A 22,198-nucleotide genomic window follows, 5' to 3' on the forward strand; every position below is an offset into this window, starting at 1 on the left:
GTCGCTGCTCGATACGGTGCGACGACTCCAGTGTGTCTCATGAACCGCCGGATGCGGAACCGCACGTCCGGTGGTGTGAGAGGACGGCGGGGGTGACCCCGCCTCCTACTCGATCGCCCGGCACGGCCGCACTCCTGGAGGTGCAGGTTCTCCCGCAAGCTGGTCACCACCCCAAAAGGGGTCAGAGCCCTTAAAAAGAAAAGTTTTCTTTTTAAGGGCTCTGACCCCTTTTTTTGCTCTCAGGCACCCTCGCAGTCGGTATCAAACCAGCTTTCATCTTCCAGGCGCAGGGCGCTGAGTTTGCCACCCCAGACGCAGCCGCTGTCCAGGCAATAGGCTTGGTTGCTGACATGCCGTCCCAGGGTGGACCAATGGCCGAACAGGATTTTGTTGCCCGCGCTTTTTCTTCCCGGCACTTCGAACCAGGGCATGAAGCGTTGGTTTTTTCGGTCGGGCGCGCCTTTGTGTTCGAGGGCCAGTTCACCCTCGGTGCTGCACAGCCGCAAGCGGGTGAAGCAGTTGGTGATGAAGCGCAGCCGGGCCCACTTGTCCAGGTCCGGTGACCAGCGGTTCGGGCCGTTGCCGTACATGTGGCGGAAGAAGCTTTCGTGATCCGGCCCGCGCAACACGCCTTCCACTTCCGCCGCCCGCGCCCGCGCGGTGGCCAGGTCCCATTGCGGCGGGAGGCCGGCATGGAGCAGGGTGAAGCCCTGCCTGGCGTCGCAATGGATCAGGGGCTGATGCCGCAGCCAGTGCAAGAGATGATCGGCGTCGGGTGCTTCCAACACATCGAGAAAGGTATCCAGCGGCCGGGGTTCGGTGACGCCGGCGGCGATGGCCAGCAGGTGTAGTTCGTGGTTGCCCAGCACGGTGACGGCGGCGCTTCCCAGTTCTTTGACAAAACGCAGGGTGTCCGTCGATTGCGGCCCCCGGTTCACCAGGTCGCCGGCAAACCACAGGCGGTCGCGCTGGGGGTCGAAGTGAAATCGCTCCAGCAGGGTGCACAATTCGTCGAAGCAGCCCTGGATATCGCCGATGGCGTAGGTGGCCATGTCCTTCAGCTCACAGGGGGGGGGACTGGAGCCAGAAGGTGACGGGGCCGTCGTTGGTCAGGGTGACTTGCATGTCCGCGCCGAAGCGGCCGGTGGCAGTGTGGGGGTGCCGCGCCCGGGTGTGTTCGACCAGGTGCTGGAACAGTTTTCCGCCTTGTTCCGGTGGGGCCGCGGGGGTGAAACTGGGGCGGTGGCCTTTGCGGGTGTCCGCCGCCAGGGTGAACTGGGGTACCAGCATTACGCCGCCCCCGATGTCGCTGACGCTGAGGTTCATTTTGCCTGTTGCATCGCCGAATACGCGGTAGGCGAGCAAGCGTTCCGCCAGCCGCTCCGCCTGGGCCCGGGCATCGCCCCGTTCAACGCCGATCAAGGCCAGCAGACCCCGTCCGATCCGGCCCACGCGCTCGCCGGCGACGGTGACTTCGGCGGCGCTGACCCGCTGCAACAGGGCGATCATGCCTCTTTTTCCGCCATGGCCATGGTGGCACGTACCAGTTGGTCGACAATGCCCGCCTCGCTGGCCGCGTGGCCGGCGTCGGGGACGATTTTGAGTTGGGCGCGGGGCCAGGCTTTGTGCAACCGCCAGGCGGCTTCCAGGGGGCAGATCACATCGTAGCGGCCGTGAACGATGACGCCGGGAATGTTTTCCAGCCGGTGGGCGTCGCGGATGATCTGATCCGGCTCCAGGAAGCTGTCGTTGACGAAATAGTGGCATTCGATGCGAGCCAGACTCAGCGCCGTGTGCGGGTTGGCGAAGTGCTCCACCACCGCCGGGCTGTGGCGCAAGGTGGCCAGGCGGCCTTCCCAGATGGACCAGGCTTTGGCCGCCGCCATGCGGGCCACTTCGTTTTGGCCGGTGAGCAGGCGGTAGTAGGCGCTGATCATGTCGTGCCGCTGTGCTTCGGGCACCGGTTTGACGTAGTCCTCCCACACGTCAGGGAACAGGCGGTTGGCGCCTTCCTGGTAAAACCATTGGATTTCACGTGCTGTGCAAAGGAAAATACCGCGTAATATCAGCCCTTTGACCCGGTCTGGGTGGGTTTCGGCGTACACCAGGGCCAAGGTCGAGCCCCACGAGCCGCCGAACACCACCCAGCGGTCAATGGCCAGATGTTCGCGGATTTGTTCCATGTCCGCCACCAGATGCGCAGTGGTGTTGTTTTCCAGCGAGGCGTGGGGGGTGGAGCGGCCGGCGCCCCGTTGGTCGAACAGCACGATGCGGTACACATTGGGATCGAAAAAACGCCGGTGGTAGGCTTCGCAGCCGGAGCCGGGTCCACCGTGGATGAAGACCACGGGCACGCCTTCCGGATTGCCGCATTCCTCCACGTACAGCGTGTGGACGTCGTCCACTTTAAGGCTGTGTTTCACATAGGGCTTGATGTCGGGAAACAAAGTCAGCATCGTGCTACATGCCCTCGTTGGGGGGGAACCGCCATCATAACCGGGAACTCAGGTGGTTCAAAATGAACGGGTCGCCGCGCTGCTAGCCTACCGCCGCACTGCGGGATGCCCGCTTGCGCTCGTGTTCCTGCAACAGTTTCTTGCGCACCCGGATATGCGCCGGGGTGACTTCCACCAGTTCGTCGTCGTCGATGAATTCCAGCGCCTGCTCCAGGCTGAAGCGGATGGGCGGGGTGAGCAGGATGTTTTCGTCGGAGCCGGCGGCGCGGATGTTGGTGAGCTGCTTGGCTTTGAGCGGATTGACCACCAGGTCGTTGTTCCGCGAATGGATGCCGATGATCATGCCTTCGTATACCTCCTCGCCGTGGCCGATCAACAGGCGGCCGCGCTCCTGCAGGTTGAACAGGGCGTAGGCCAGGGCTTTGCCGGGGCCGTTGGCGATGAGCACGCCGTTGCTGCGTTGGCCGTAGCTGCCCGGCTTGAAAGGCCCGTAGTGGTCGAACACGTTGTACAGCAAACCGCTACCCTGGGTGGCGGTGAGGAATTCGGTGCGAAAGCCGATCAGGCCGCGGGCGGGGATGATGTAGTCCAGCCGCACCCGGCCTTTGCCGTCGGGCACCATGTCGCGCAGGTCGCCGCCGCGGGCGCCCAGTTTTTCCATCACGCCGCCCTGGTGGGCTTCCTCCACGTCTATGGTGAGCTGTTCGTAGGGTTCCTGCTTGATGCCGTCCATGTCTTTGATGATGACTTCCGGCCGCGACACGCCCAGTTCAAAGCCTTCCCGGCGCATGTTTTCAATGAGCACCGAAAGGTGCAGCTCGCCACGGCCGGAGACGCGGAATTTGTCCGGATCGTCGGTCTCTTCCACGCGCAGGGCCACGTTGTGTTTCAGTTCCCGCTGCAGGCGTTCGCGAATCTGGCGGCTGGTGACGAATTTGCCGTCTTTGCCGGCGAAAGGGGAGTTGTTCACCTGGAAGGTCATGCTCACTGTGGGTTCGTCCACGCTGAGCGGCGGCAGGGCCTCGATGTGTTGCGGGTCGCACAGGGTGTCGGAGATGTTCAGCTCTTCCATGCCGGTGAAGGCGATGATGTCGCCGGCCTGGGCCTCCGGCACTTCCACCCGCTCCAGGCCGTGGAAGCCGAGAATTTGCAGCACCCGGCCGGGGCGTTTGCGGCCGTCCCGGTCCAGCACCGTGACGGCAGTGTTGATGCCCACCTTGCCGCGGGTGATGCGGCCGATGCCGATCAGGCCGACGTAGCTGTTGTAATCGAGTTGACTCACTTGCATCTGGAAGGGGCCGTCGGGGTCGACCGCGGGGGGGGGCACTTTGTCCACGATGGTCTGGAACAGCGGGCCCATGTCGCCGCCGCTTACCCCGGCGTCGAGGCCGGCGTAGCCTTGCAGGGCCGAGGCGTAGACCACGGGGAAATCCAGTTGCTCGTCGTCGGCGCCCAGGCGGTCGAACAGATCGAAGGTTTGGTCCACCACCCAGTCGGGGCGGGCGCCGGGGCGGTCCACCTTGTTTACCACCACGATGGGTTTGAGGCCGCGGGCCAGCGCTTTTTGGGTGACGAAGCGGGTCTGGGGCATGGGGCCCTCCACCGCGTCCACCAGCAGCAGCACGGAATCCGCCATGGACAGCACCCGCTCTACTTCGCCACCGAAATCGGCATGACCCGGGGTGTCCACGATATTGATGCGGTAGTCGCCCCATTTGATGGCGGTGTTTTTGGCGAGGATGGTGATGCCGCGCTCCTTCTCCAACTCATTGGAATCCATCACCCGGTCTGCCGCTTCGCCGCGGGTTTGGAGCGTCCCGGACTGCTGCAGGAGTTTGTCCACCAGGGTGGTCTTGCCGTGGTCGACGTGGGCAATTATGGCGATGTTGCGTAACTGGGCGATCATACCGGCCTCAAATGCTAATGGGGGCAAACAAAACTCCTTATTATACCGGGCCTCTACGGCAGAAGTCTTGAATTTTCAAACGGGGACGGAAAGTTTTCCATACCTGTTGACGGGTTTTGGCGGCGGGGGGATGATGTCAGCCGCCACGTCAGTTTCGGCGCGAACCGAGCCGTGTTGCCTCAACGCGGTGTTCAATCACTCCAATCACACCGACAAGGAGGTTCGCCATGATCGAACAAGTCACCACCGCCCGGGCTCAACTCAAAGCGCACTGCGACGAGCTGCTCCGGCGCGCCAATGTGGTCGCCACCGGCGTGGGATACAAAGTCACCGCCGGCGCGCGCACCGACATCCCCAGTATTGTCTGCTCTGTGGAAAAGAAGCTGCCCTCATCCCGGGTTGCGCCCGGCGACCTGGTGCCCGCTGAGGTGGGGGGCGTGCCCACCGACGTGATCGAGACGGGCCGCATCCGCATTTTCCAGGCGCCCACCGGGCGCTTCCGTCCCGCCCCCGGCGGTGTCAGCGTGGGCCACAAAGACATCACCGCCGGCACCCTGGGCTGCTGGGTGAAGCGGAAGGGGCAGTGGATGATGCTGTCCAACAATCACGTGCTGGCCAACAGCAACGAGGCTCACCGAGGCGATGCCATTCTTCAGCCCGGTCCCCACGATGGCGGCAAAAACCCCGCTGACCAAATCGCCACCCTGGAAGATTTCATTCCCATCCATATTCAGGGCGCCGATGTGCCCAGCGATTGCAACATTGCGGGCAGCCTCGCCAAGGTGCTGAACGCCCTGGCGGAAATGGCGGGTAGCGGCACCCGCATGCGCGCCGTGAAGATTCAGGCCGGGGACAACCGGGTGGACGCCGCCATCGCCCGCCCTCTGAGTGAGGAGGACGTGCAGGCGGAAATCCTCAAGATTGGTGCCATCCAGGGCCAGGCCCAGGGCGAGCTGGGGATGAAAATCAAAAAAAGCGGCCGCACCACCGGCTATACGGAGGGCGAGATCGAGCAGGTGGACGTGACGGTGAACGTGCAATACGGCACCGGCCGCCTTGCCCGTTTCACCGACCAATTGCTGGCCGGTGCCATGAGCCAGCCGGGGGACAGCGGCTCTGCGGTGCTGGACGATAACAACCGCTTGGTGGGCTTGTTGTTCGCCGGCAGTGACAACAGCACCATCATCAACCGCATTGAGAATGTGTTCAGTGCCTTGGATCTCACCCTGTGAGGCTGACGCTGGCGCTGCTGGTTTGCCTGTTGTTGATGCCGGTCTGCCGCGCCGGCGGGGGTGACGCCATGACCATGAGCATCACGGAAGTCAAAGCGAAATACGAAAAAGACATCATGCGCAGGCCCGGCGTCGTTGCCATGGGCGTCGGGCGGGACGAGGCGGGGCATCCGGTGATTGTGATCAGCGTGGAAAAACTGAGCGATGCTGTGGTGGGGAGTCTGCCTCATAACCTGGAAGGCTATGTGGTGGAGGTCAGGGAAGCGGGGCTTGTTCGTGCCCACCAATAACAGGATGCCGGAAAAGGCTTTCCTGGCCTTCTTCAACGCCGGCCGCTGCCTGCGCGGTTTGCGGCGGCCTTATGTGTGCAGTGACTGGTCGTCGTTGAACATGAATCCGTACACCGCACACAGCTTGTTGAAAAACCCTGTTTTTCAACAGCGTGCCCGATGAAGCCGTGCAGGGTGCGCGCCCGGCGCTGAAACGAAGCACCGGCGTGCCGGGCCTACGCCAGCAACGGCCTGCCGCTTGTTCTTTGCGCGCCAGGGTGGGCCTGCCGGCCCGGCCGCCTTCGCCAGCTTTGCATGGCCCTTGGTGTGGAGTTTCCCTGCTCAGGTTTTTGACTGCCGCGCTTCGCCATGGGGCAAGTGCACCGCTTCCACCACCCCGGCATCGGGGTCGTTGAACACATCCATATCAATAGTTTTTTCACTGCGCGCCACGATAGTGGTGATGGCGGCATCCCCCGTCACATTCACGGCGGTGCGCATCATGTCCAGCAGGCGGTCCACCCCCATGATGAGGGCGATGCCTTCCACGGGCAGGCCCACCTGGTTTAAGACCATGGCCAGCATGATCAGGCCCACGCCCGGCACGCCCGCGGTGCCGATGGAGGCGAGCACGGCCATGCCGATGACGGTGAGATAGCCGCCCAGTCCCAGGTCAATGCCGTATACATTGGCGATGAAGACGGTGGCCACCCCTTGCATGATGGCGGTGCCGTCCATATTGATGGTGGCGCCGAAGGGTACGATGAAGGACGCGGTGGAATTGTCCACGCCCATGCGTTTTTCTGTGGTGCGCAAGGTGACGGGGATGGTGGCGTTGGAGCTGGAGGTGCTGAAGGCGAAAATCTGCGCGGCGCGGACTTTGCGCAGAAACATCAGCGGGCTGACCCGGCCGAGAAATTTAAGCAACAGCATCAGCGTGCCCGCGGCGTGCAGCAGCAGCACGATGGCGACGACTCCAAAGTAGCTGATCATGGGCAAAATCAAGCCCAGGCCCTGCAGGGCAAAGGTTTTCGCCATAAGGGCGAAGACACCGTAGGGGGCGATGTGCATGACCACGGTGACCACCTGCATCATCACCAGGTTGAGCCTTTCCGCGGCATCGGCAATGGGCCGGGCCGCTTCGCCCGCCATAAGTATGCAAATGCCGAACAGAATCACGAAGAAGATGATTTGCAGCATATTGCCTTCGGCGAAGGCACTGACGGGGTTGCTGGGCACCAAGTTGATGAACACTTCCGTCAAGGGCGGTGCCGGCGGGGCGGTGAACTGCGTTGTGTCCTCGGCCAGCTCGAAGCCTTCGCCGGGGCCGACCAGGGCTGCTGCCGATATGGCCAGAGTGATGGCCAGTGCCGTGGTCAGGATGAACAACAAAAACGATTTCAGACCCACCCGGCCGAGCTTGCTCACATCGCCCAGTCCGCACACGCCGCAAATCAGGGAGAACGTGACCAAAGGGACCACCAGCATTTTCAGCATGTTGATGAATATGGCGCCGGCGACGTGAAACAGGCCGTTGACGAGATAGTCTTGAACAAAGGCCACCTGGCCGGCCGTGGCGTTGATCAAACTGCCCACCACGAGTCCGGCCACCATCCAAACGAGGATCTTGGTGGTCATGGTCATTTTGTTTTTCATTCACTGCTCCGGGGGGCTGAGTGGAGGTGCGACAAGCGCGGGGCCAACTCAAAAGATCATTTCGGGACGCAAGGACAACTCGGGCCACAGGGGCGAGTGCACTGCTTGCGCGCCGTTGAACACGCCGACGGTTTTCCAGCCGGTTCTTGTCAGCCGGTAAATTTCAATGGCCTTGGCGGGAGGGTCCACCAGCCAGAATTCCTGCACCTGGTGACGGCCGTACAGGGCTTTTTTATATTTGCGGTCCCGTTCTTCGGTGTCGGGGGAGAGGATCTCCACCACCAGACCGGGGGCGCCCGGAATTTCTTTTGGGGTGACGATGTGGCGGCAGGCGTCGCTGATGAAGAGGACGTCGGGGTGGACGACGTCCCGGCCGCCGTCCTGTCCCAGGACCACGTCAAGGGGCGCGTGGAACACTTCTCCAAGTCTGTGTTTTTCAACGAAGGCCACCAGCCGCATTTCCAGTTTGCGTGATGCGCGCTGATGTTCGACGGCAGGGACGGGAACCGTGAGCGGATCTCCGCTCAACAGTTCGTAACGCTTGTCCATGGACTCCGGCAGCGGCTGGTAATCCTCGTTAGCAAACCGGATATGGGGCCTGGGAACGGCCATCTGCCTGTCCTCGTCGTCGCAGCAATTGGGTTCATTCTAACGGCGCCGCAGGGCTCTGGCCAGGCGCGCCTCCCTGCCCCGCGCTCACGAACGGGACGCTTGAGGTATAGTAGCTGACCCCGAACACAAGTAACGATAACCGCATCATGAAGCGCATCGCCCTCGTTCTCGGCCCCTTCATCGGGGCGCTGCCCCCCCTGTTGCTGGATATTCCCGAACACCCCCAAGCCCCGTTCATGCTGGGGATCGCCGCCTGGATGGCCCTGTGGTGGCTCACCGAATGCGTGCCCCTGGCGGTGACGGCCTTGCTGCCGCTGCTGGTTTTTCCCCTCAGCGGCATCGCTACGGCCAAGGAAACAGCGCCCCGCTACATGAGCAGTATCATGTTCCTGTTCGTGGGCGGGTTTCTCATCGCCCAGGCCATGGAGCGCACGGGTCTGCACCGGCGCATTGCCCTGGTGATTCTGTCCCGTCTGCACGGCAGCCCGGTGCAGTTGCTCGCGGGGTTTGCGCTCACCACCGCGTTGTTGTCCATGTGGATCTCCAACACCGCCACCACCATGCTCATGGCCACCATCGGCCTGGCGGTGATCGCCCGCCTGGAGTCCGATCTGGGCCCGACCCAGGTGGGCGCCCTGGCCGTGCCCTTGCTGCTACTCATCGCCTATGCCGCCAACATCGGCGGCATGGGCACCCCCGTGGGCACCGTGCCCAATCTGGTGCTGTTGGAAAACCTGCAAGCCGTCGCGCCCGCGCTGCGGCCCAGTTTTTTGCAGTGGATGATGGTGGGGGTGCCGGTGGTGATCGTGGGGGTGGGGCTGGTGCTGGGGCTGCTGGCGCGCAATGTGCGGGGCCTGCGCTGGAGCGGGGCTGCTGCCGGCAGTCTGGCCGCGGAACGCCAGGCTTTGGGCGGCATGCGGCGGGAGGAGCGCTTCGTCGCCTGGGTGCTGGGGCTGACCGCCCTGGCGTGGATGACGCGCCAGGGGCTTGAGACCGCCAGTTTCAATCTTCCCGGCTGGTCTGCGCTGTTGCCGCACAAAGGCGTGGATGATGGCACCGTTGCCGTGGCCGGTGCCCTGGCCCTGTTTCTGGTGCCGGTGCATGACGGTCGCCCCATCCTCGGTCGTGAGGCTTTCAAACAACTGCCCTGGGATATACTTGTTTTGCTGGGGGGTGGCTTCGCCCTGGCCATGGGCATGCAACAGTCCGGTTTGTCGGCGTGGCTGGGGGAACAGCTCAAATTTTTCGCCGCCGTCCCCCTGCCGTTGATGTTGTTGGGCATTGCCTTCGCCATCACTTTTTTGACGGAAATCACCAGCAACACGGCCACCACTCAAGTCATGCTGCCCATCCTCGCCGCGGTGGCCTTAAGCACCGGGCAGGATACAAGCGCCTTGCTGCTGACCGCCGCCCTGGCCGCCTCCTGCGCCTTCATGCTGCCCGTGGCCACGCCGCCCAACGCCATTGTCTTCGGCAGTGAGCGCGTGCCCATGGCCGCCATGGTGCGGGCGGGTATCCGCTTGAACCTGATCATGCCGTTGCTGATCGGGGCGGCGGTGCTGCTGCTGCGGCCGCTGTGGCCCTGAGGTCGCCGTTTCCCGCCCCCTCTTGAAAGCAAAGGGGCTGGGGGAGATTCAGGCGCCGTGCCATAATGTGACGGCATCGCTATGATTTCGTATTGTTCAATCCCCTTGTGTTTTCCCTCTGTCACAAGAGACGGGCGCTTGCATCTGGTGCGGGTGATGGCGGCTGCGGCAGGTCGGGATGGAGCGGGGAGGGGAGAAATAAGCGGACCCATGAACGCATCGCAGGACAAGTCCAAGCAACGTCGCGCCGTTTCGCTGGCCGGTGCGCTGCTGCTGCTATCCAGTGCTTTCCCCTGCCAGGCTGCGCCGTCGGGATCCCCCGGTGGTGATGTCCTGCCAAACGCCCTGGCCATGCTGCCCATGATCGTCGCGGCTTCCACCGGCAACGTGACTGCTATGCAGGCCCTGTTTGCCGAAGGGCTGCCGGTGGATGCCCGCGACCTGGTGGACAACACCCCGCTGCTGTTCGCCGCCCGCTATGGTCGCAGTGAGCTGGTGACCTATCTGCTGGAGCGGGGCGCCGATGTGAACGCCCAAAACCGCAGCGGCGTGACGCCGCTGATGGAATCGGTGCGCAAAGGGGCGTTGGACATTACCGCCGCCCTGCTCAAGGCTGGCGCCGATGTGACCCTCACCGACATCCGGCACGAAACCGCCTTGTTCGACGCCGTGCGCTACCAGGATCTCGCCGCCATCCGCCTCCTGGCCGCCTGGCGCTCGCCGCTGGATGTGCCCAACGATCACGGCTACACCGCCTTGATGTACGCCACGGAAGAAGCCCCGCCCGAAATCGCCGCTGCCCTGGTGGCCCTGGGGGCCGACCCCGACTGGCGCGGGCCGGGGGGGCGGAGCGCCGCCTGCCTGGCCGCCCGGCACCACGACGCCGCCATGCAGCGGGCCCTGGGCCGCAGCGGCACCGGTCATTGCGCCCCTGCCCTGTGGGCGGACGCTTCCCGCGCCCGCTGATGATTCCGGCAGAGGTGCTCCGCGTTGGCCGGTGCGATGCCGCTGCGCTGGCTGCCCTGTTGCAGCGTTATGGCCTCAGAATCGTGGCCGTGCCCGCCGGTGCCCCCATTCCCGGCAGCCACTGGGGCGAGCCTGAAGCGGGCCTGATTCAAAACCGACTTTATCTCCGCCCCGACACACCGTTACACTCCGCCCTCCACGAGGCCTGCCACTACGTCTGCATGGACGGCGCCCGCCGCGCCGCCCTGCACACCGACGCCGGCGGCGGTTATGACGAAGAAAACGCCGTGTGCTATCTGCAAATCCTGCTGGCGGACGAGTTGCCCGGCGTCGGCCGGGCCCGCTTGTGCCGGGACATGGATGCCTGGGGGTATACCTTTCGCCTGGGTTCGGCGGCGGCGTACTTCGCCGACGATGCGGCGGAGGCGCGGGCGTGGCTGTTGCACCGGGGCTTGATCGGTGAGCAAGGCCGTCCCACCTGGCGGCTGCGGGATGACCGCGCGAACCGGCATTCACGTCAACGGGGGCCGCGCTCTGCTTCCCCTTTTGAATAAAGGGGGGGGTGGGGAATTTGTCAACTACCGCAGTAAAAAAGCAGTTTCCGGAAACCCACATGAGTCACACTTACGACGCCGCCGCCATCGAAGTGCTCACCGGCTTGGAGCCGGTGCGCAAGCGGCCGGGCATGTACACCGACACCACCCGCCCCAATCATCTGGCCCAGGAAGTGATCGACAACGCCGTGGACGAAGCCATGGCCGGCCACGCCCGGCGTATCGACGTCATTTTGTACAAGGACGGTTCCCTGGAGGTGCGCGACGACGGCCGCGGCATGCCGGTGGACATGCATCCGGGCGAAAACGCGCCGGGGGTGGAGGTGATCCTCACGCGCCTGCACGCGGGTGGCAAGTTTTCCAACAAGAACTACCGCTTCTCCGGCGGCTTGCACGGCGTGGGCGTGTCGGTGGTGAATGCCTTGTCCAGACATCTGGAAGTATGGGTGCGGCGCGGCGGCCGGGAATACAACATGGCCTTTGGCGGAGGGGAGAAAGTCTCGGACCTGGCGGTGGTGGGCAAGGTGGGCAGGCACAACACCGGCACCACCTTGCGTTTTTGGCCCGACGCGAAGTATTTCGACAGCCCCAGGTTTTCCGTGCCCCGCCTCCGGCACGCCTTGAAGGCCAAAGCCGTGTTGTGTCCCGGCTTGCGCGTGACGTTCACCAATGAAGCGGCGGGCGAAACAGAGGAATGGCGGTATGAAGCTGGACTGAAAGACTATTTGCTGGAAGCCGTGACTGCTTGGGAGCGTTTGCCGGAAGAACCCTTTCTCGGGTCCATGGCCGGCCACAACGAGGCGGCGGACTGGGCCGTGTTGTGGCTGCCGGAAGGTGGCGACTTGGTCACCGAAAGTTACGTGAACCTCATTCCCACGGTCCAGGGCGGCACCCACGTGAACGGCTTGCGCACGGGTTTGACGGAAGCCATCCGCGAGTTTTGTGAATTCCGCAATCTCACCCCCCGCAGCGTGCGCATCGCGCCGGAAGACGTGTGGGAACGTTGCGCTTACGTCTTGTCGGTGAAACTGGGCGAGCCCCAGTTCAGCGGCCAGACCAAAGAACGCCTGTCCTCGCGGGAATGCGCGGTCTTCGTCTCCGGCGTGGTGAAGGATGCCTTCAGCTTGTGGCTCAATCAACACGTGGCAGAGGGCGAGCGCATTGCCCAACTTGCCATCAGCAATGCCCAGTCCCGTTTGCGGGCGGGAAAAAAAGTCGCGCGCAAAAAAATCACCGCCGGGCCGGCGTTGCCCGGCAAGCTGGCGGATTGTACGGCGCAGGACTTGTCCCGCACCGAATTGTTTTTGGTGGAGGGCGATTCCGCCGGCGGTTCCGCCAAACAAGCGCGCAATAAAGAATTCCAGGCCGTTATGCCGCTGCGCGGCAAAATTCTCAACACCTGGGAAGTGGACCCGGCCGCAGTGCTGGGCTCGCAGGAAGTGCACGACATCGCCGTGGCCATGGGCGTGGAACCCGGCTCCAACAACTTAAGCGGCCTGCGCTATGGCAAACTGTGTATCCTGGCCGATGCCGATTCCGATGGCGCCCACATCGCCACGCTGCTCTGCGCCTTGTTTTTGCGCCACTTCCGCCCCCTGGTGGCCCACGGTCACGTGTTCGTCGCCATGCCGCCGCTGTACCGCATCGATGTGGGCAAAGAGGTCTACTACGCCCTGGATGATGCCGAAAAACAAGGCATCCTCGACCGCATCGCCGCCGACAACAAGAAAGGCAGGGTGGGCGTGCAACGCTTCAAAGGCCTGGGCGAAATGAATCCCCTGCAACTGCGCGAGACCACCATGGACCCCGACACCCGCCGCCTGGTGCAGCTCACCGTGGAAGCGGGGGACGATACCGATGCTTTGCTCGACATGTTGCTGGCGCGCAAGCGGGCGCAGGACCGCAGGGCGTGGTTGGAAGAGAAGGGGGACCGGGCGGAGGTGTTGTAAACGCCACGCATCCGGCGGACCCGCACAAAAAGGCGCGCAGCATTGCGGGTCCGCCGGCATTAGTTTTCTCTTATCAGCCTCTCGGGTAAAACATCCCCGACATTCCGCCGGGAATCAATAGCCAATAGCACATAAACCTCCTCTTCAGAAATACGGTAAATCATCCGCCATGGAGGAATGATCAATTCTCGATATTGAAAAATACCGTGATCTTTAAGCTCGGGGACAGTTCGGACCCTTAGGGGAAAAGAGCAAAGATTGAACACTTTGGCTTTTATTTTTTAAGGCTGTCTCCGGCAGCCGGCGGACTGTCAACACATATATGTTCAATAATGGACTTCAGATCCTCTGCGGCAGCCTTTTCCCAAAGTACCTTATAATTGTTTGCCATTATTCAGGAATCAAGCAGTTTATCCAAATCAGAAAACACTTGGTCTTGCGTTTTTGATTTTCCTTTCAGGATGTCCTCCTCGCCTAAGGATATTATTAACCCGGCAATTAGGATTGCCGGGTTAATAATAATTTCATTGACTCTATGGCGCTACGCATGCTTTCGTAACTTTCGGGATCTTGGAGTACGGCTCTCGGTTCACCGTTTTGTGTAATGATGATGGGCCGGTGAGTTTCATTTGCCTGCTTCAACATAGCAGCAGCTTTGGACTTCAGAAATGATATTGGCTTGATATCAGTGGGAATTTTCACAACAATCACCTCCAGTCCTTTTGTGGTGCCACATTGTGAGTGGATGTTAATATCAACAAAAGGTGGTACTTGTTGTGCTGGCTCAGCGTTTTGGGCAACTGTGCATGATATGCAATTCATCAAAGTTCGCGGGCCGCGCCTTGCCGCAACAGCGGGTGTTTTTGAAGAGAAAACGGTTTGAGCATGTAGGATGGCAGACAAATGAACAAGGCATCGCTTGTGATGGTATTGAGCCTTGCATAAGTTTATCCCCTCACCTCAATCCTCTCCCGCAGGAAGGGGGGGTGGCGGTGCACCAAGCCTGGCGTGCAGCGCCGTGACTGGGGCTGTTCCCCGGGCTGTGGCGGCGTGGGGTTGGCGTGGAGGGGGAATTTCCCTCCCGGCCCGGCAAGGGGAACAGTCAGCCGAATGGCCAGGGGGCCCGCCGTGAGGTGGGAACCGTCGGCTCCCAAAGGCAAAGCACCGGTCCGATGACAAAATCGCCGGGAGTGATTTCGAACAGCCGCCGGCGGGCCCCGCAGGGAGGCGGCGGGGCGGAACCGCGCGCCCGGTGGTGTGAGAGGACGGCGGGGGTGAGCCCGCCTCCTGCCTGATCTGCACAATGTGAGCACGCCGCCACCGGCCAAAAAACAATGAATAATGAATATTGACGTTGCCGCCACTTTGGGCTGGGAAGCCTGGCTCACCCTTGCCGTCATCGGTGCCTGCCTGTGGGCCCTGGCCACTGGCCGCCTGGCGCCCGACGTGATCCTGGTGGGGGGCGTCATGGTGCTGTTGCTGGCCAAGGTCATCACGCCGGCGCAGGCCCTGGGAGGGCTGGCCAACGAGGGCATGGTCACCGTGGGCCTGCTCTATATCGTGGCCGCGGGCCTGCAGGAAACGGGCGCCGTGCAGTGGGTGGTGGGCTCCCTGTTCGGCCGGCCCCGGTCGCTGGGCCACGCCCAACTGCGGCTGATGGTGCCGGTGGCGGCCATGAGCGCCTTTCTCAACAACACCCCGGTGGTCGCCATGATGATTCCCGCGGTGCGCGACTGGGCCAAGAAATACCAGATCTCCCCGTCCAAGCTCATGATGCCGCTCAGCTATGCCGCTATCGTCGGCGGTGCCTGCACCCTCATCGGCACCAGCACCAACCTGGTGATCAACGGTCTGTGGACCGCTCATCACGGACCCAGCCTGGGGCTGTTCGAGATCGCCTGGGTGGGGGTGCCCGGCGTGTTTCTTGTCATCGCCATGGTGCTGTGGCTGGGCCGTTGGTTTCTGCCCGAGCGCCAGTCCGCCATCAGCAAGCTGGACAATGCCCGCAACTACATCGTGGAGATGATCGTGGAGCCCGGCAGCCCCTTAAGGGGCAAAAGCATCGAACAGGCGGGACTGCGGCATTTGCCGGGCATGTACCTGATTGAGATCGAACGCCAGGGCCACAGCCTGCCGGCCGTGTCGCCCCAGGAAAGGCTGGCCGAGCACGACCGCCTGATTTTTGCCGGCGTGGTGGAATCGGTGGTGGACCTGCACAAATTCCGCGGCCTGGCGCCTGCCACCGATCAGGTGTTCAAGCTTAACTCTCCCCGCAGCGAGCGCTGTCTGGTGGAGGCCGTGGTCTCCGACAGTTGTCCCTTGGTGGGCAAGACCATCCGCGAGGGGCGCTTTCGCACTGTATACAACGCGGCGGTGATCGCGGTGGCCCGCAATGGTGAGCGGGTCCAGCAGAAAATCGGCGATATTGAACTGCGGCCCGGCGATACCCTGTTGCTGGAAGCCAACCCCGGCTTCGTCGCCCGCCAGCGCAACTCCCGCGATTTTTTCCTGGTGAGCCAGGTGGAAGATTCCACCCCGCCCCGCCACGACAAGGCCAGGACGGCTTTGGCGATCTTGTGCGCCATGGTCACCGCCGCTGCGGCCGGCTGGCTGAGCATGCTGGAGGCGGCCATGGTGGCGGCCGGTCTGATGGTGGCCAGCAAGTGCATTGGCCTGGCCACCGCCCGGCGCGCCGTGGACTGGCAGGTGCTCATCGTCATCGCCGCCTCTTTCGGTCTGGGGGCCGCCATGGAGGCCACCGGCGCCGCCGCTGCCATCGCCCGGCAGGTCATCGCCCTGGCCGCCGGGGAGCCCTGGCTCACCCTGGCCCTCACCTTTGTCATCGCCGCCGTGTTCACCGCCCTGGTTACCAACAACGCCGCCGCGGTGTTGATGTTCCCCATTGTCCTGCAGGCGGCGGACAGCCTGGGAGTGAGTCCGCTGCCTTTTGTCATCACCCTGATGGTGGCCGCCTCGGCCAGCTTCGCCACCCCCATCGGTTACCAGACCAACCTCATGGTCTACGGCCCGGGGGGCTACCGCTTCAGCGATTACTTCAAAATGGGCATCCCCATTACCGTGGCCACAGGTCTGCTTACCCTTCTCATTGCTCCTTGGATCTGGCCCTTTTGAGCCGGCGCCATTTTGTTTGCCCCCCCAGCTTGATTCTTCGTGGTCCCGGCCGATAGAGGGACATTGAGGCCGGAAATGATGTTGTCAGGCGGTTGCAAAACGGCCTCCTGGTGCGGGGCAGATATGCCCCGCTTGCACAACAATCGCGCCAGTGATTGCGTTGTCGCGGCTGAACCTGGAACAGCGCCGGGTTCGGCGCGTTGGACAAGGTCCGGATGAGCTTTTCAACGGCCTGTCAAGGGGAGGCCCATGTTCCGTTTTGCTGTGTGGCTGCCGGCGGCCGTTTTCGTGCTGACGGGTGTTGTGTCCAGCCCGGCAGTTATTGCGGACAATCTGTACCGTTTTGGTGTGGTGCCCCAGCAGGCGGCGGCCAAGCTGGCCCGTTTGTGGGGGCCGGTGATGGAGTATCTGTCCGCAAAGAGCGGTTTGAACATTCAGTTCGCAACCGCACCCCATATCACAGAGTTTGAACACCGGCTTGAACAGGGCCGTTACGATTTCGCCTACATGAACCCGGCGGTGTTCGCCGATCCCCACCGTGCCACCGCCTATCACGCCATTGCCCGCGATGTGGGCAACCGTCTGCAAGGCGTTGTCGTTGTGCGCAAGGACAGTCCCGTGCGCACAGTGGCGGAGCTGGACGGCCTCACCCTGGCCTTTCCCTCTTCCACCGCCTTTGCCGCCAGTCTGGTGCCCCGCGCTGAACTCAAGGCCCGGGGCGTTCGGGTCACGCCCAGGTATGTGCGGTCCCACGATTCGGTGTACTACGCCGTGGCGCGGGGCTTGTATCCGGCCGGCGGCGGGGTGCGCCGCACCCTGGAGAGCGTGGCGCCGGACATTCGGGCGGCGCTGCGTGTGCTCTATGTGACGCAAAGCTACACGCCCCACGCCTTCGCCGTCCACGAGCGGGTCAGCCCTGCTGATGCCGGCCGGGTGCAGCAGGCCCTGATGGAGATGGCCGGGGATCCCCAAGGCCGGGTGTTGCTGCAAACGCTGCACATGAAGCGCCTGGGTGTGGCCCGGGATCAGGATTGGGATGACGTGCGGGCGCTGGACTTTTCGTCCCTGGACGCCGGGGCGCGGTGACCGCCATGTCCTTTCGCCTGAAAACCATTTTGGGCGTTGCCTGTATCGAGGCGCTGTTGCTGGTGGTGTTGATCATCGGCGGGCTGACCTTGTTGCAGCAATCCAACGAAAACGCCCTGGCGCAGCGTGCTTCGTCCACTGCCGGACTGTTTGCCAGTATGGCCAAGGGCCCCGTTTTGGCCATGGATCTGGCCACTCTCGACACCTTCGTGGACGAAGCCCTGAAGAACGAGGGGGTGGTGTACGTGCGGGTCACCGGCAGGGATGGCACCGTGCTGGCGGCCAAGGGGGCCGGCGCCGTGCTCGCCCGCCCCTTTGTGGCGGACCTGCGGGTCGATCAGGTCAGCGACGGCGTGTTTGACACCTATGCGGAGGTGGCCGAGGGGAGGGAAGTCTACGGTCGCATTGAGCTGGGGCTGGCCACCGCTGGCCTGCAGGCCCTGCTGGCTGAGGCGCGCCGCCAGGGGGTGGGTGTTGCGGTTACCGAGCTTTTGCTCTCAGCCTTGTTTTCCCTGGCTTTTGGCACGTATCTCACCCGCAGCCTGCGCCGCCTGACCCGCGCCTCCACCCGCATTGCCGAGGGGGAATACGGCGTGCAGATCGAGGTCAGCGGCAGGGACGAAATTGCGGCGACGGCGCGGGCGTTCAACGTCATGTCGGCCCAGATCGCCGTCATGTACCGGGACATGGAACGCCAGGTGGCCGAGCGCACCGCCCAACTCAGCCGCAGCGAAGCGCGTCTGCGGGCCATTTTGGACAATATGGGCGAAGGGGTGGTGACAGTGAACGGCGACGGCCGCATCGAGTCCGCCAACCCGGCCGCCGAAAAAATTTTTGCCGCCGCCGGGGCGCTGGAGAACACCCCTGCGGAGCGTTATATGGGCAGGCTGCCCAGGTTGCAGCCGCCGGTGCCGTGTGACAGCGGCAGCGCAAGCACAAGAGAAGTACCGGTGCAGCGGGTGGAGCGCGCCGGCCGGCGTGCGGACGGCACGGAGTTTCCCATGGATCTCACCGTGACGCCTACAGCTGTCGCGGGTGAGCATCTGACAATCTGTCTTGTGCGCGATATCACCCGCAGAAAGGAAGCCGAGCAGCACCTGGCCGAAGCGCAGCAGCAATTCCTTGCCGCCGCCCATCGCGCCGGCATGGCGGAAATTGCCACCGAGGTGTTGCACAACATCGGCAACATCGCCAACAGCCTGTGCCTGTCGGTGGACGAAATGCGGGCCCTGGTCAAAAACAGCAAGCTGGCCGGCCTGAAGAAGGCCAACGAACTGCTGACGGCGCACAAGGATGATCTGATTGATTTCCTCACGCGCGACAGCAAGGGCAGCAAGCTGCCCGAGTATTACATCAAGCTGGGCCACGTCGTCAGTGAGGAGTTCGACAAGCTCAGTGCCGAGATGGAGGTGGTGACGGAGCGCGTCAGCATGATCAAGGCTGTGATCAGCACCCAGCAGGAATACGCCCGGGCGGAATCCTTTGCAGAAGAACTGGAATTGGAGCCTTTGCTCGACGATGCCCTGCGGGTGGAGAGGATGTCGCTGGAGAAATGGGGCGTCAAAGTTGAACGGCGCATTCCGGAGCTGCCGCCCTGCCGGGCGCAAAAAACCAAACTGTTGCAGGTACTGACCAACATCATCAAAAACGCCAAGGAGGCCATGCGCGACAACGACCAGTACAACAAACCGAAACTGCTGGTCATCGAGGCCTGGGCGGAAGTGGATGGTTGCGTTTGTCTCTCCTTTACCGACAACGGTTGTGGCATCGAAAAAAACACCATGAAAGAGATATTCCAGCATGGTTTCACCACCAGGGAAGACGGTCACGGTTTTGGTTTGCACTATTGCGCCAACGCCGTCAAGGAGATGGGCGGAACACTGCAGGTGTTCAGCGACGGACCCCGGCGCGGTGCTCGTTTCGAGCTGCGCCTGGCCGGTTCGCGCAGCAGTGCACAGGGCCCGGACTTGAAGAGGAAAGCAGGATGAGCAGCGCGAGAATACTCATTGTGGATGACAACGAATCCATCCATCAGGATTTCCGCAAGGTGTTGGGCAGGCCGGACAATGAGGACATCTCCGGCCTGGAAGATCTGGAGAAAGACCTGTTTGGCGATGAACACACGCCCGGCCGGTTTGCCGGGGAAGCCCTGCTCGATTACGAGGTGGACAGCGCCTTTCAGGGCAAGGAAGCGCTGGCAAAAGTCCGCGCCGCCGCGGCGGAAGGGCGACCTTATGCGCTGCTGTTCATGGACGTGCGCATGCCGCCGGGCTGGGATGGCATCGAGACCATCAGCCATATCTGGGCGGAGTTCCCCTTCACCGAAATGGTGATCTGCAGCGCCTATTCCGACTACAGCTGGGAAGAGATCATCGAGCGCCTGGGCAGTTCCGACAGCCTGCTGTTTTTGCGCAAACCCTTTGAGGCCATCGTCGTCAAGCAAATGGCCCACAGCCTGGTCAAGAAGTGGAGCCTGGGCAATCAGGCGCGGGAGTACGTGGCGAATCTGGAACGGGAGGTGAGTCAGCGCACGGAGCAGCTCAAGACCTTGCTGGAAGAGTTGAAGCTCAAAAACCATGAGCTGGAGCACCACGCCCTGCACGACCCCCTCACCGGCCTGGCCAACCGGGTGTTGTTTTCCGACCGCCTGGCGCACCGCCTGAAGACGGCGGAGCGGGACAATGAGCATTTCGGCGTGGCCATCATGGACGTCAACCGCTTCAAGGAAATCAACGACAAACACGGGCATCTGGTGGGTGATCAGGTGTTGCAGAAAATTGCTGAGCGCTTGAAAGACACACTGCGCAGCGCTGACACCGTCGCCCGCTTCGGCGGTGACGAATTTGCCATATTGCTCTATAACCTGGATCCCGGTTCGGCGGAAACGGTGTGCAAGAAAATTTCCCATGCGCTGGACGAGCCTGTGCTCATCAACGGCCTGTCCCTGCATACCGGCGGCAGTCTGGGGGTGGCGGTTTATCCTGAGCATGGCGACAGCGAGGAGGCCATGCTCAAACACGCCGACATGGCCATGTACTGGTCCAAGGCTGCCGGTGAGCGGTACCGGTGCTACTCCCATGACGAAGAACACCGGCGCTCGGAAAAACTACAGCTCACCGAAGAGCTGCACAGCGCGATATTAGACGGCGGTCTGGCCTTGTTTTATCAACCCATTATCGACCTTGGCCGTGGTACCGTGCGGGGCATGGAGGCCCTGGCGCGCTGGCCCCACCCTGAGCGCGGCATGGTGATGCCCGATGTGTTCATTGCCCTGGCCGAGCAAAAGGGCCTGATCCAGGAACTGACCCTGTGGGTGCTGGAGACCGCGGTGCAACAATGCCGCGCCTGGCGGGACCAGGGGCTGGAGCTGGAAGTGTCGGTGAATCTCTCCACGCGGAATTTTCTCGACCCCCTGTTTCCGCAGCACCTGCAAGCCTGCCTGGCCCGCTGGTCTCTGCCGCCGGCGGCGCTGACGCTGGAGATCACCGAAAGCAGCACCCTGACCAATCCGGAACGGGCCCTGGGCATATTGAACACCCTGGATGAGATGGGCCTGGAGCTGTCCATCGACGATTACGGCACCGGCTTTTCCTCCCTGGCCTACATGAAGCGCCTGCCGGTGGATGAAGTGAAAATCGACCGCATGTTCGTGTCCGACATCGACACCGAACCCAAGAACCAGGTGATCGTCAACTCCACCATAGAACTGGCCCATTCCCTGGGAATGCGGGTGGTGGCCGAAGGGATAGAAAACGAGGCTGTGCTGGCCTTGCTGGGGGACATGGGCTGCGACCGCGCCCAGGGCTATTTTATCAGCCGGCCCCAGGACGCCGCCGCCATCACCCGGTGGCTGGACGGCTCGCGCTGGTGGAACTGAGACAGCGCTGCCGCCGGGGCGGCGGTGTGGTCAGGCGTGCAGGTGCTCGCAGGCGAACAGCGTATTTTGCAGCAAGGTGGCCACGGTCATGGGTCCCACGCCGCCGGGCACGGGGGTGATCCAGCCGGCCCGCGCCGCTGCCGCCTCGAACTCGATATCGCCCACCAGCCGGCCCTCGGCCGTGCGGTTGATGCCCACGTCGATCACCACGGCGCCGGGCCTGATCCATTCGCCCTTGACCAGGCCGGGCCTGCCCGCCGCCACCACCAGCACCTCGGCCCGCCCCACCTGGGCGGCCAGATCGGCGGTGAAACGGTGGCACACGGTGGTGGTGCAGCCGGCCAGCAGCAATTCCAGGCTCATGGGCCGCCCCACGTGATTGGAGGCGCCCACCACCACTGCCTCGCGTCCTTTGAGGGGTTCGCCTGTGCTGTGCAGCAAGGTCATCACCCCGTAGGGGGTGCAGGAGCGCAGCAGCGGCATGCGCACCGCCAACCGGCCGATGTTGTAGGGGTGAAAACCGTCCACGTCTTTGTCGGGGCGGATGCGTTCCACCACGGTTTCGGTGTCGATATCCGCCGGCAGCGGCAGCTGCACCAAAATGCCGTCGATGGCCTGGTCTTCGTTGAGGCGGTCGATGAGGTCGAGCAGCTCGCCCTGGGAGGTGTCGGCGGGCAGGTCAAAAGAGCGGGAGACAAAACCGGCTTCGGCGCAGGCCTTGCGCTTGTTGCGCACATAAACCTGGGAGGCCGGATCCGAGCCCACCAGCACCACCGCCAGCCCCGGTGGCCGCAGCCCCCGGCGCAGGCGCTCATCGACGGTGATTTTAATCGTCTGCCGCAAGCCGGCGGCGATGCCTTTCCCGTCGATGAGTTGAGCGCCCATGGTGTCGATCACATTGCGTGGCCAGAGAAGGG

Annotated in this window: 18 protein-coding genes and 1 pseudogene; 10 read left to right on the top strand and 9 right to left on the bottom strand. The window is 63.0% G+C overall.

Annotated elements, in window-relative coordinates:
• Positions 1-239: 239 nt before the first annotated feature.
• The 4 genes from ENJ19_00265 to typA all read right to left on the bottom strand — a co-directional run bounded on the left by ENJ19_00265 (position 240) and on the right by typA (position 4,362).
• On the bottom strand, positions 240-1,052 hold the full coding sequence (locus tag ENJ19_00265) for a symmetrical bis(5'-nucleosyl)-tetraphosphatase (GenBank protein ID HHM04162.1): 813 nt from the start codon (positions 1,050-1,052) through the stop codon (positions 240-242).
• A 10-nt stretch (positions 1,053-1,062) separates the two neighbouring features.
• Complete coding sequence (locus tag ENJ19_00270) at positions 1,063-1,509, bottom strand: D-tyrosyl-tRNA(Tyr) deacylase (protein ID HHM04163.1); 447 nt, start codon at positions 1,507-1,509, stop codon at positions 1,063-1,065.
• On the bottom strand, positions 1,506-2,456 hold the full coding sequence (gene pip, locus ENJ19_00275; GenBank protein ID HHM04164.1) for a prolyl aminopeptidase: 951 nt from the start codon (positions 2,454-2,456) through the stop codon (positions 1,506-1,508). The genes ENJ19_00270 and pip overlap by 4 nt, the downstream gene beginning before the upstream one ends.
• 82 nt (positions 2,457-2,538) lie before the next feature.
• A complete protein-coding gene (gene typA / locus ENJ19_00280; protein HHM04165.1) occupies positions 2,539-4,362 on the bottom strand; it encodes a translational GTPase TypA in 1,824 nt (607 codons plus the stop codon).
• 227 nt (positions 4,363-4,589) lie between these two features.
• Here typA and ENJ19_00285 point away from each other — a divergent pair, with 227 nt between their 5' ends.
• The gene (locus ENJ19_00285; protein HHM04166.1) at positions 4,590-5,594 is read left to right on the top strand and encodes a hypothetical protein; all 1,005 of its coding nucleotides are present in this window, start codon (positions 4,590-4,592) and stop codon (positions 5,592-5,594) included.
• Positions 5,591-5,884 carry a hypothetical protein gene (locus ENJ19_00290; GenBank protein HHM04167.1) on the top strand — a complete coding sequence of 98 codons (294 nt, stop codon included), beginning with the start codon at positions 5,591-5,593 and terminating at the stop codon, positions 5,882-5,884. The genes ENJ19_00285 and ENJ19_00290 overlap by 4 nt, the downstream gene beginning before the upstream one ends.
• 321 nt (positions 5,885-6,205) lie before the next feature.
• Here the strand turns inward: ENJ19_00290 and ENJ19_00295 are convergent, their stop codons facing one another.
• Positions 6,206-7,519, bottom strand: coding sequence for a dicarboxylate/amino acid:cation symporter (locus ENJ19_00295; GenBank protein HHM04168.1), 1,314 nt, complete (start codon positions 7,517-7,519; stop codon positions 6,206-6,208).
• Positions 7,520-7,567: 48 nt separating this feature from the next.
• Positions 7,568-8,131 carry a Uma2 family endonuclease gene (locus ENJ19_00300; protein HHM04169.1) on the bottom strand — a complete coding sequence of 188 codons (564 nt, stop codon included), beginning with the start codon at positions 8,129-8,131 and terminating at the stop codon, positions 7,568-7,570.
• A gap of 146 nt (positions 8,132-8,277) precedes the next feature.
• On the opposite strand from ENJ19_00300, the gene ENJ19_00305 reads away from it, so the two are divergent.
• The 4 genes from ENJ19_00305 (at position 8,278) to parE (ending at position 13,186) form a co-directional block, all read left to right on the top strand.
• Entirely contained in the window at positions 8,278-9,717 is a 1,440-nt protein-coding gene (locus ENJ19_00305; protein ID HHM04170.1) for an SLC13/DASS family transporter, read from the top strand.
• An 81-nt stretch (positions 9,718-9,798) separates the two neighbouring features.
• Positions 9,799-10,683 carry an ankyrin repeat domain-containing protein gene (locus ENJ19_00310; protein HHM04171.1) on the top strand — a complete coding sequence of 295 codons (885 nt, stop codon included), beginning with the start codon at positions 9,799-9,801 and terminating at the stop codon, positions 10,681-10,683.
• A complete protein-coding gene (locus ENJ19_00315; GenBank protein HHM04172.1) occupies positions 10,683-11,237 on the top strand; it encodes a hypothetical protein in 555 nt (184 codons plus the stop codon). Before ENJ19_00310 ends, ENJ19_00315 begins: the two co-directional genes overlap by 1 nt.
• A gap of 59 nt (positions 11,238-11,296) precedes the next feature.
• A complete protein-coding gene (parE, locus tag ENJ19_00320) occupies positions 11,297-13,186 on the top strand; it encodes a DNA topoisomerase IV subunit B (protein ID HHM04173.1) in 1,890 nt (629 codons plus the stop codon).
• 59 nt (positions 13,187-13,245) lie between these two features.
• Here parE and ENJ19_00325 read toward each other — a convergent pair.
• Together ENJ19_00325 and ENJ19_00330 are read right to left on the bottom strand one after the other, a co-directional pair.
• Positions 13,246-13,577 (bottom strand): annotated as a pseudogene (locus tag ENJ19_00325) (type II toxin-antitoxin system RelE/ParE family toxin).
• A 107-nt stretch (positions 13,578-13,684) separates the two neighbouring features.
• Positions 13,685-13,888, bottom strand: a complete 204-nt coding sequence (locus ENJ19_00330; GenBank protein HHM04174.1) for a type II toxin-antitoxin system Phd/YefM family antitoxin — start codon at positions 13,886-13,888, stop codon at positions 13,685-13,687.
• A gap of 663 nt (positions 13,889-14,551) precedes the next feature.
• Between ENJ19_00330 and ENJ19_00335 the strand changes: the two genes are divergently transcribed.
• The 4 genes from ENJ19_00335 to ENJ19_00350 all read left to right on the top strand — a co-directional run bounded on the left by ENJ19_00335 (position 14,552) and on the right by ENJ19_00350 (position 21,281).
• On the top strand, positions 14,552-16,318 hold the full coding sequence (locus ENJ19_00335; GenBank protein ID HHM04175.1) for an SLC13 family permease: 1,767 nt from the start codon (positions 14,552-14,554) through the stop codon (positions 16,316-16,318).
• A 249-nt stretch (positions 16,319-16,567) separates the two neighbouring features.
• Positions 16,568-17,404 (top strand): phosphate/phosphite/phosphonate ABC transporter substrate-binding protein, encoded by an 837-nt coding sequence (locus tag ENJ19_00340; protein HHM04176.1) that lies wholly within the window; start codon positions 16,568-16,570, stop codon positions 17,402-17,404.
• 5 nt (positions 17,405-17,409) lie between these two features.
• Positions 17,410-19,392, top strand: a complete 1,983-nt coding sequence (locus ENJ19_00345; protein ID HHM04177.1) for a PAS domain S-box protein — start codon at positions 17,410-17,412, stop codon at positions 19,390-19,392.
• Entirely contained in the window at positions 19,389-21,281 is a 1,893-nt protein-coding gene (locus tag ENJ19_00350; protein ID HHM04178.1) for an EAL domain-containing protein, read from the top strand. The genes ENJ19_00345 and ENJ19_00350 overlap by 4 nt, the downstream gene beginning before the upstream one ends.
• Before the next feature lie 30 nt (positions 21,282-21,311).
• On the opposite strand, the gene folD is transcribed toward ENJ19_00350, so the two are convergent.
• Complete coding sequence (gene folD / locus ENJ19_00355; GenBank protein ID HHM04179.1) at positions 21,312-22,166, bottom strand: bifunctional methylenetetrahydrofolate dehydrogenase/methenyltetrahydrofolate cyclohydrolase FolD; 855 nt, start codon at positions 22,164-22,166, stop codon at positions 21,312-21,314.
• Positions 22,167-22,198 lie beyond the last annotated feature (32 nt).

The sequence above is a fragment of the Gammaproteobacteria bacterium genome (assembly GCA_011375345.1).
Taxonomy (GTDB): domain Bacteria; phylum Pseudomonadota; class Gammaproteobacteria; order DRLM01; family DRLM01; genus DRLM01.

What these genes read in the sequence shown, in the direction of transcription:
- ENJ19_00265 (HHM04162.1), bottom strand. Translation starts at nt 1,052, where the DNA reads ATGGCCACCTACGCCATCGGCGATATCCAGGGCTGCTTCGACGAATTG.
- ENJ19_00270 (HHM04163.1), bottom strand. Translation starts at nt 1,509, where the DNA reads ATGATCGCCCTGTTGCAGCGGGTCAGCGCCGCCGAAGTCACCGTCGCC.
- pip (HHM04164.1), bottom strand. Translation starts at nt 2,456, where the DNA reads ATGCTGACTTTGTTTCCCGACATCAAGCCCTATGTGAAACACAGCCTT.
- typA (HHM04165.1), bottom strand. Translation starts at nt 4,362, where the DNA reads ATGATCGCCCAGTTACGCAACATCGCCATAATTGCCCACGTCGACCAC.
- ENJ19_00285 (HHM04166.1), top strand. Translation starts at nt 4,590, where the DNA reads ATGATCGAACAAGTCACCACCGCCCGGGCTCAACTCAAAGCGCACTGC.
- ENJ19_00295 (HHM04168.1), bottom strand. Translation starts at nt 7,519, where the DNA reads ATGAAAAACAAAATGACCATGACCACCAAGATCCTCGTTTGGATGGTG.
- ENJ19_00300 (HHM04169.1), bottom strand. Translation starts at nt 8,131, where the DNA reads ATGGCCGTTCCCAGGCCCCATATCCGGTTTGCTAACGAGGATTACCAG.
- ENJ19_00305 (HHM04170.1), top strand. Translation starts at nt 8,278, where the DNA reads ATGAAGCGCATCGCCCTCGTTCTCGGCCCCTTCATCGGGGCGCTGCCC.
- ENJ19_00310 (HHM04171.1), top strand. Translation starts at nt 9,799, where the DNA reads ATGATTTCGTATTGTTCAATCCCCTTGTGTTTTCCCTCTGTCACAAGA.
- ENJ19_00315 (HHM04172.1), top strand. Translation starts at nt 10,683, where the DNA reads ATGATTCCGGCAGAGGTGCTCCGCGTTGGCCGGTGCGATGCCGCTGCG.
- parE (HHM04173.1), top strand. Translation starts at nt 11,297, where the DNA reads ATGAGTCACACTTACGACGCCGCCGCCATCGAAGTGCTCACCGGCTTG.
- ENJ19_00340 (HHM04176.1), top strand. Translation starts at nt 16,568, where the DNA reads ATGTTCCGTTTTGCTGTGTGGCTGCCGGCGGCCGTTTTCGTGCTGACG.
- ENJ19_00345 (HHM04177.1), top strand. Translation starts at nt 17,410, where the DNA reads ATGTCCTTTCGCCTGAAAACCATTTTGGGCGTTGCCTGTATCGAGGCG.
- ENJ19_00350 (HHM04178.1), top strand. Translation starts at nt 19,389, where the DNA reads ATGAGCAGCGCGAGAATACTCATTGTGGATGACAACGAATCCATCCAT.
- folD (HHM04179.1), bottom strand. Translation starts at nt 22,166, where the DNA reads ATGGGCGCTCAACTCATCGACGGGAAAGGCATCGCCGCCGGCTTGCGG.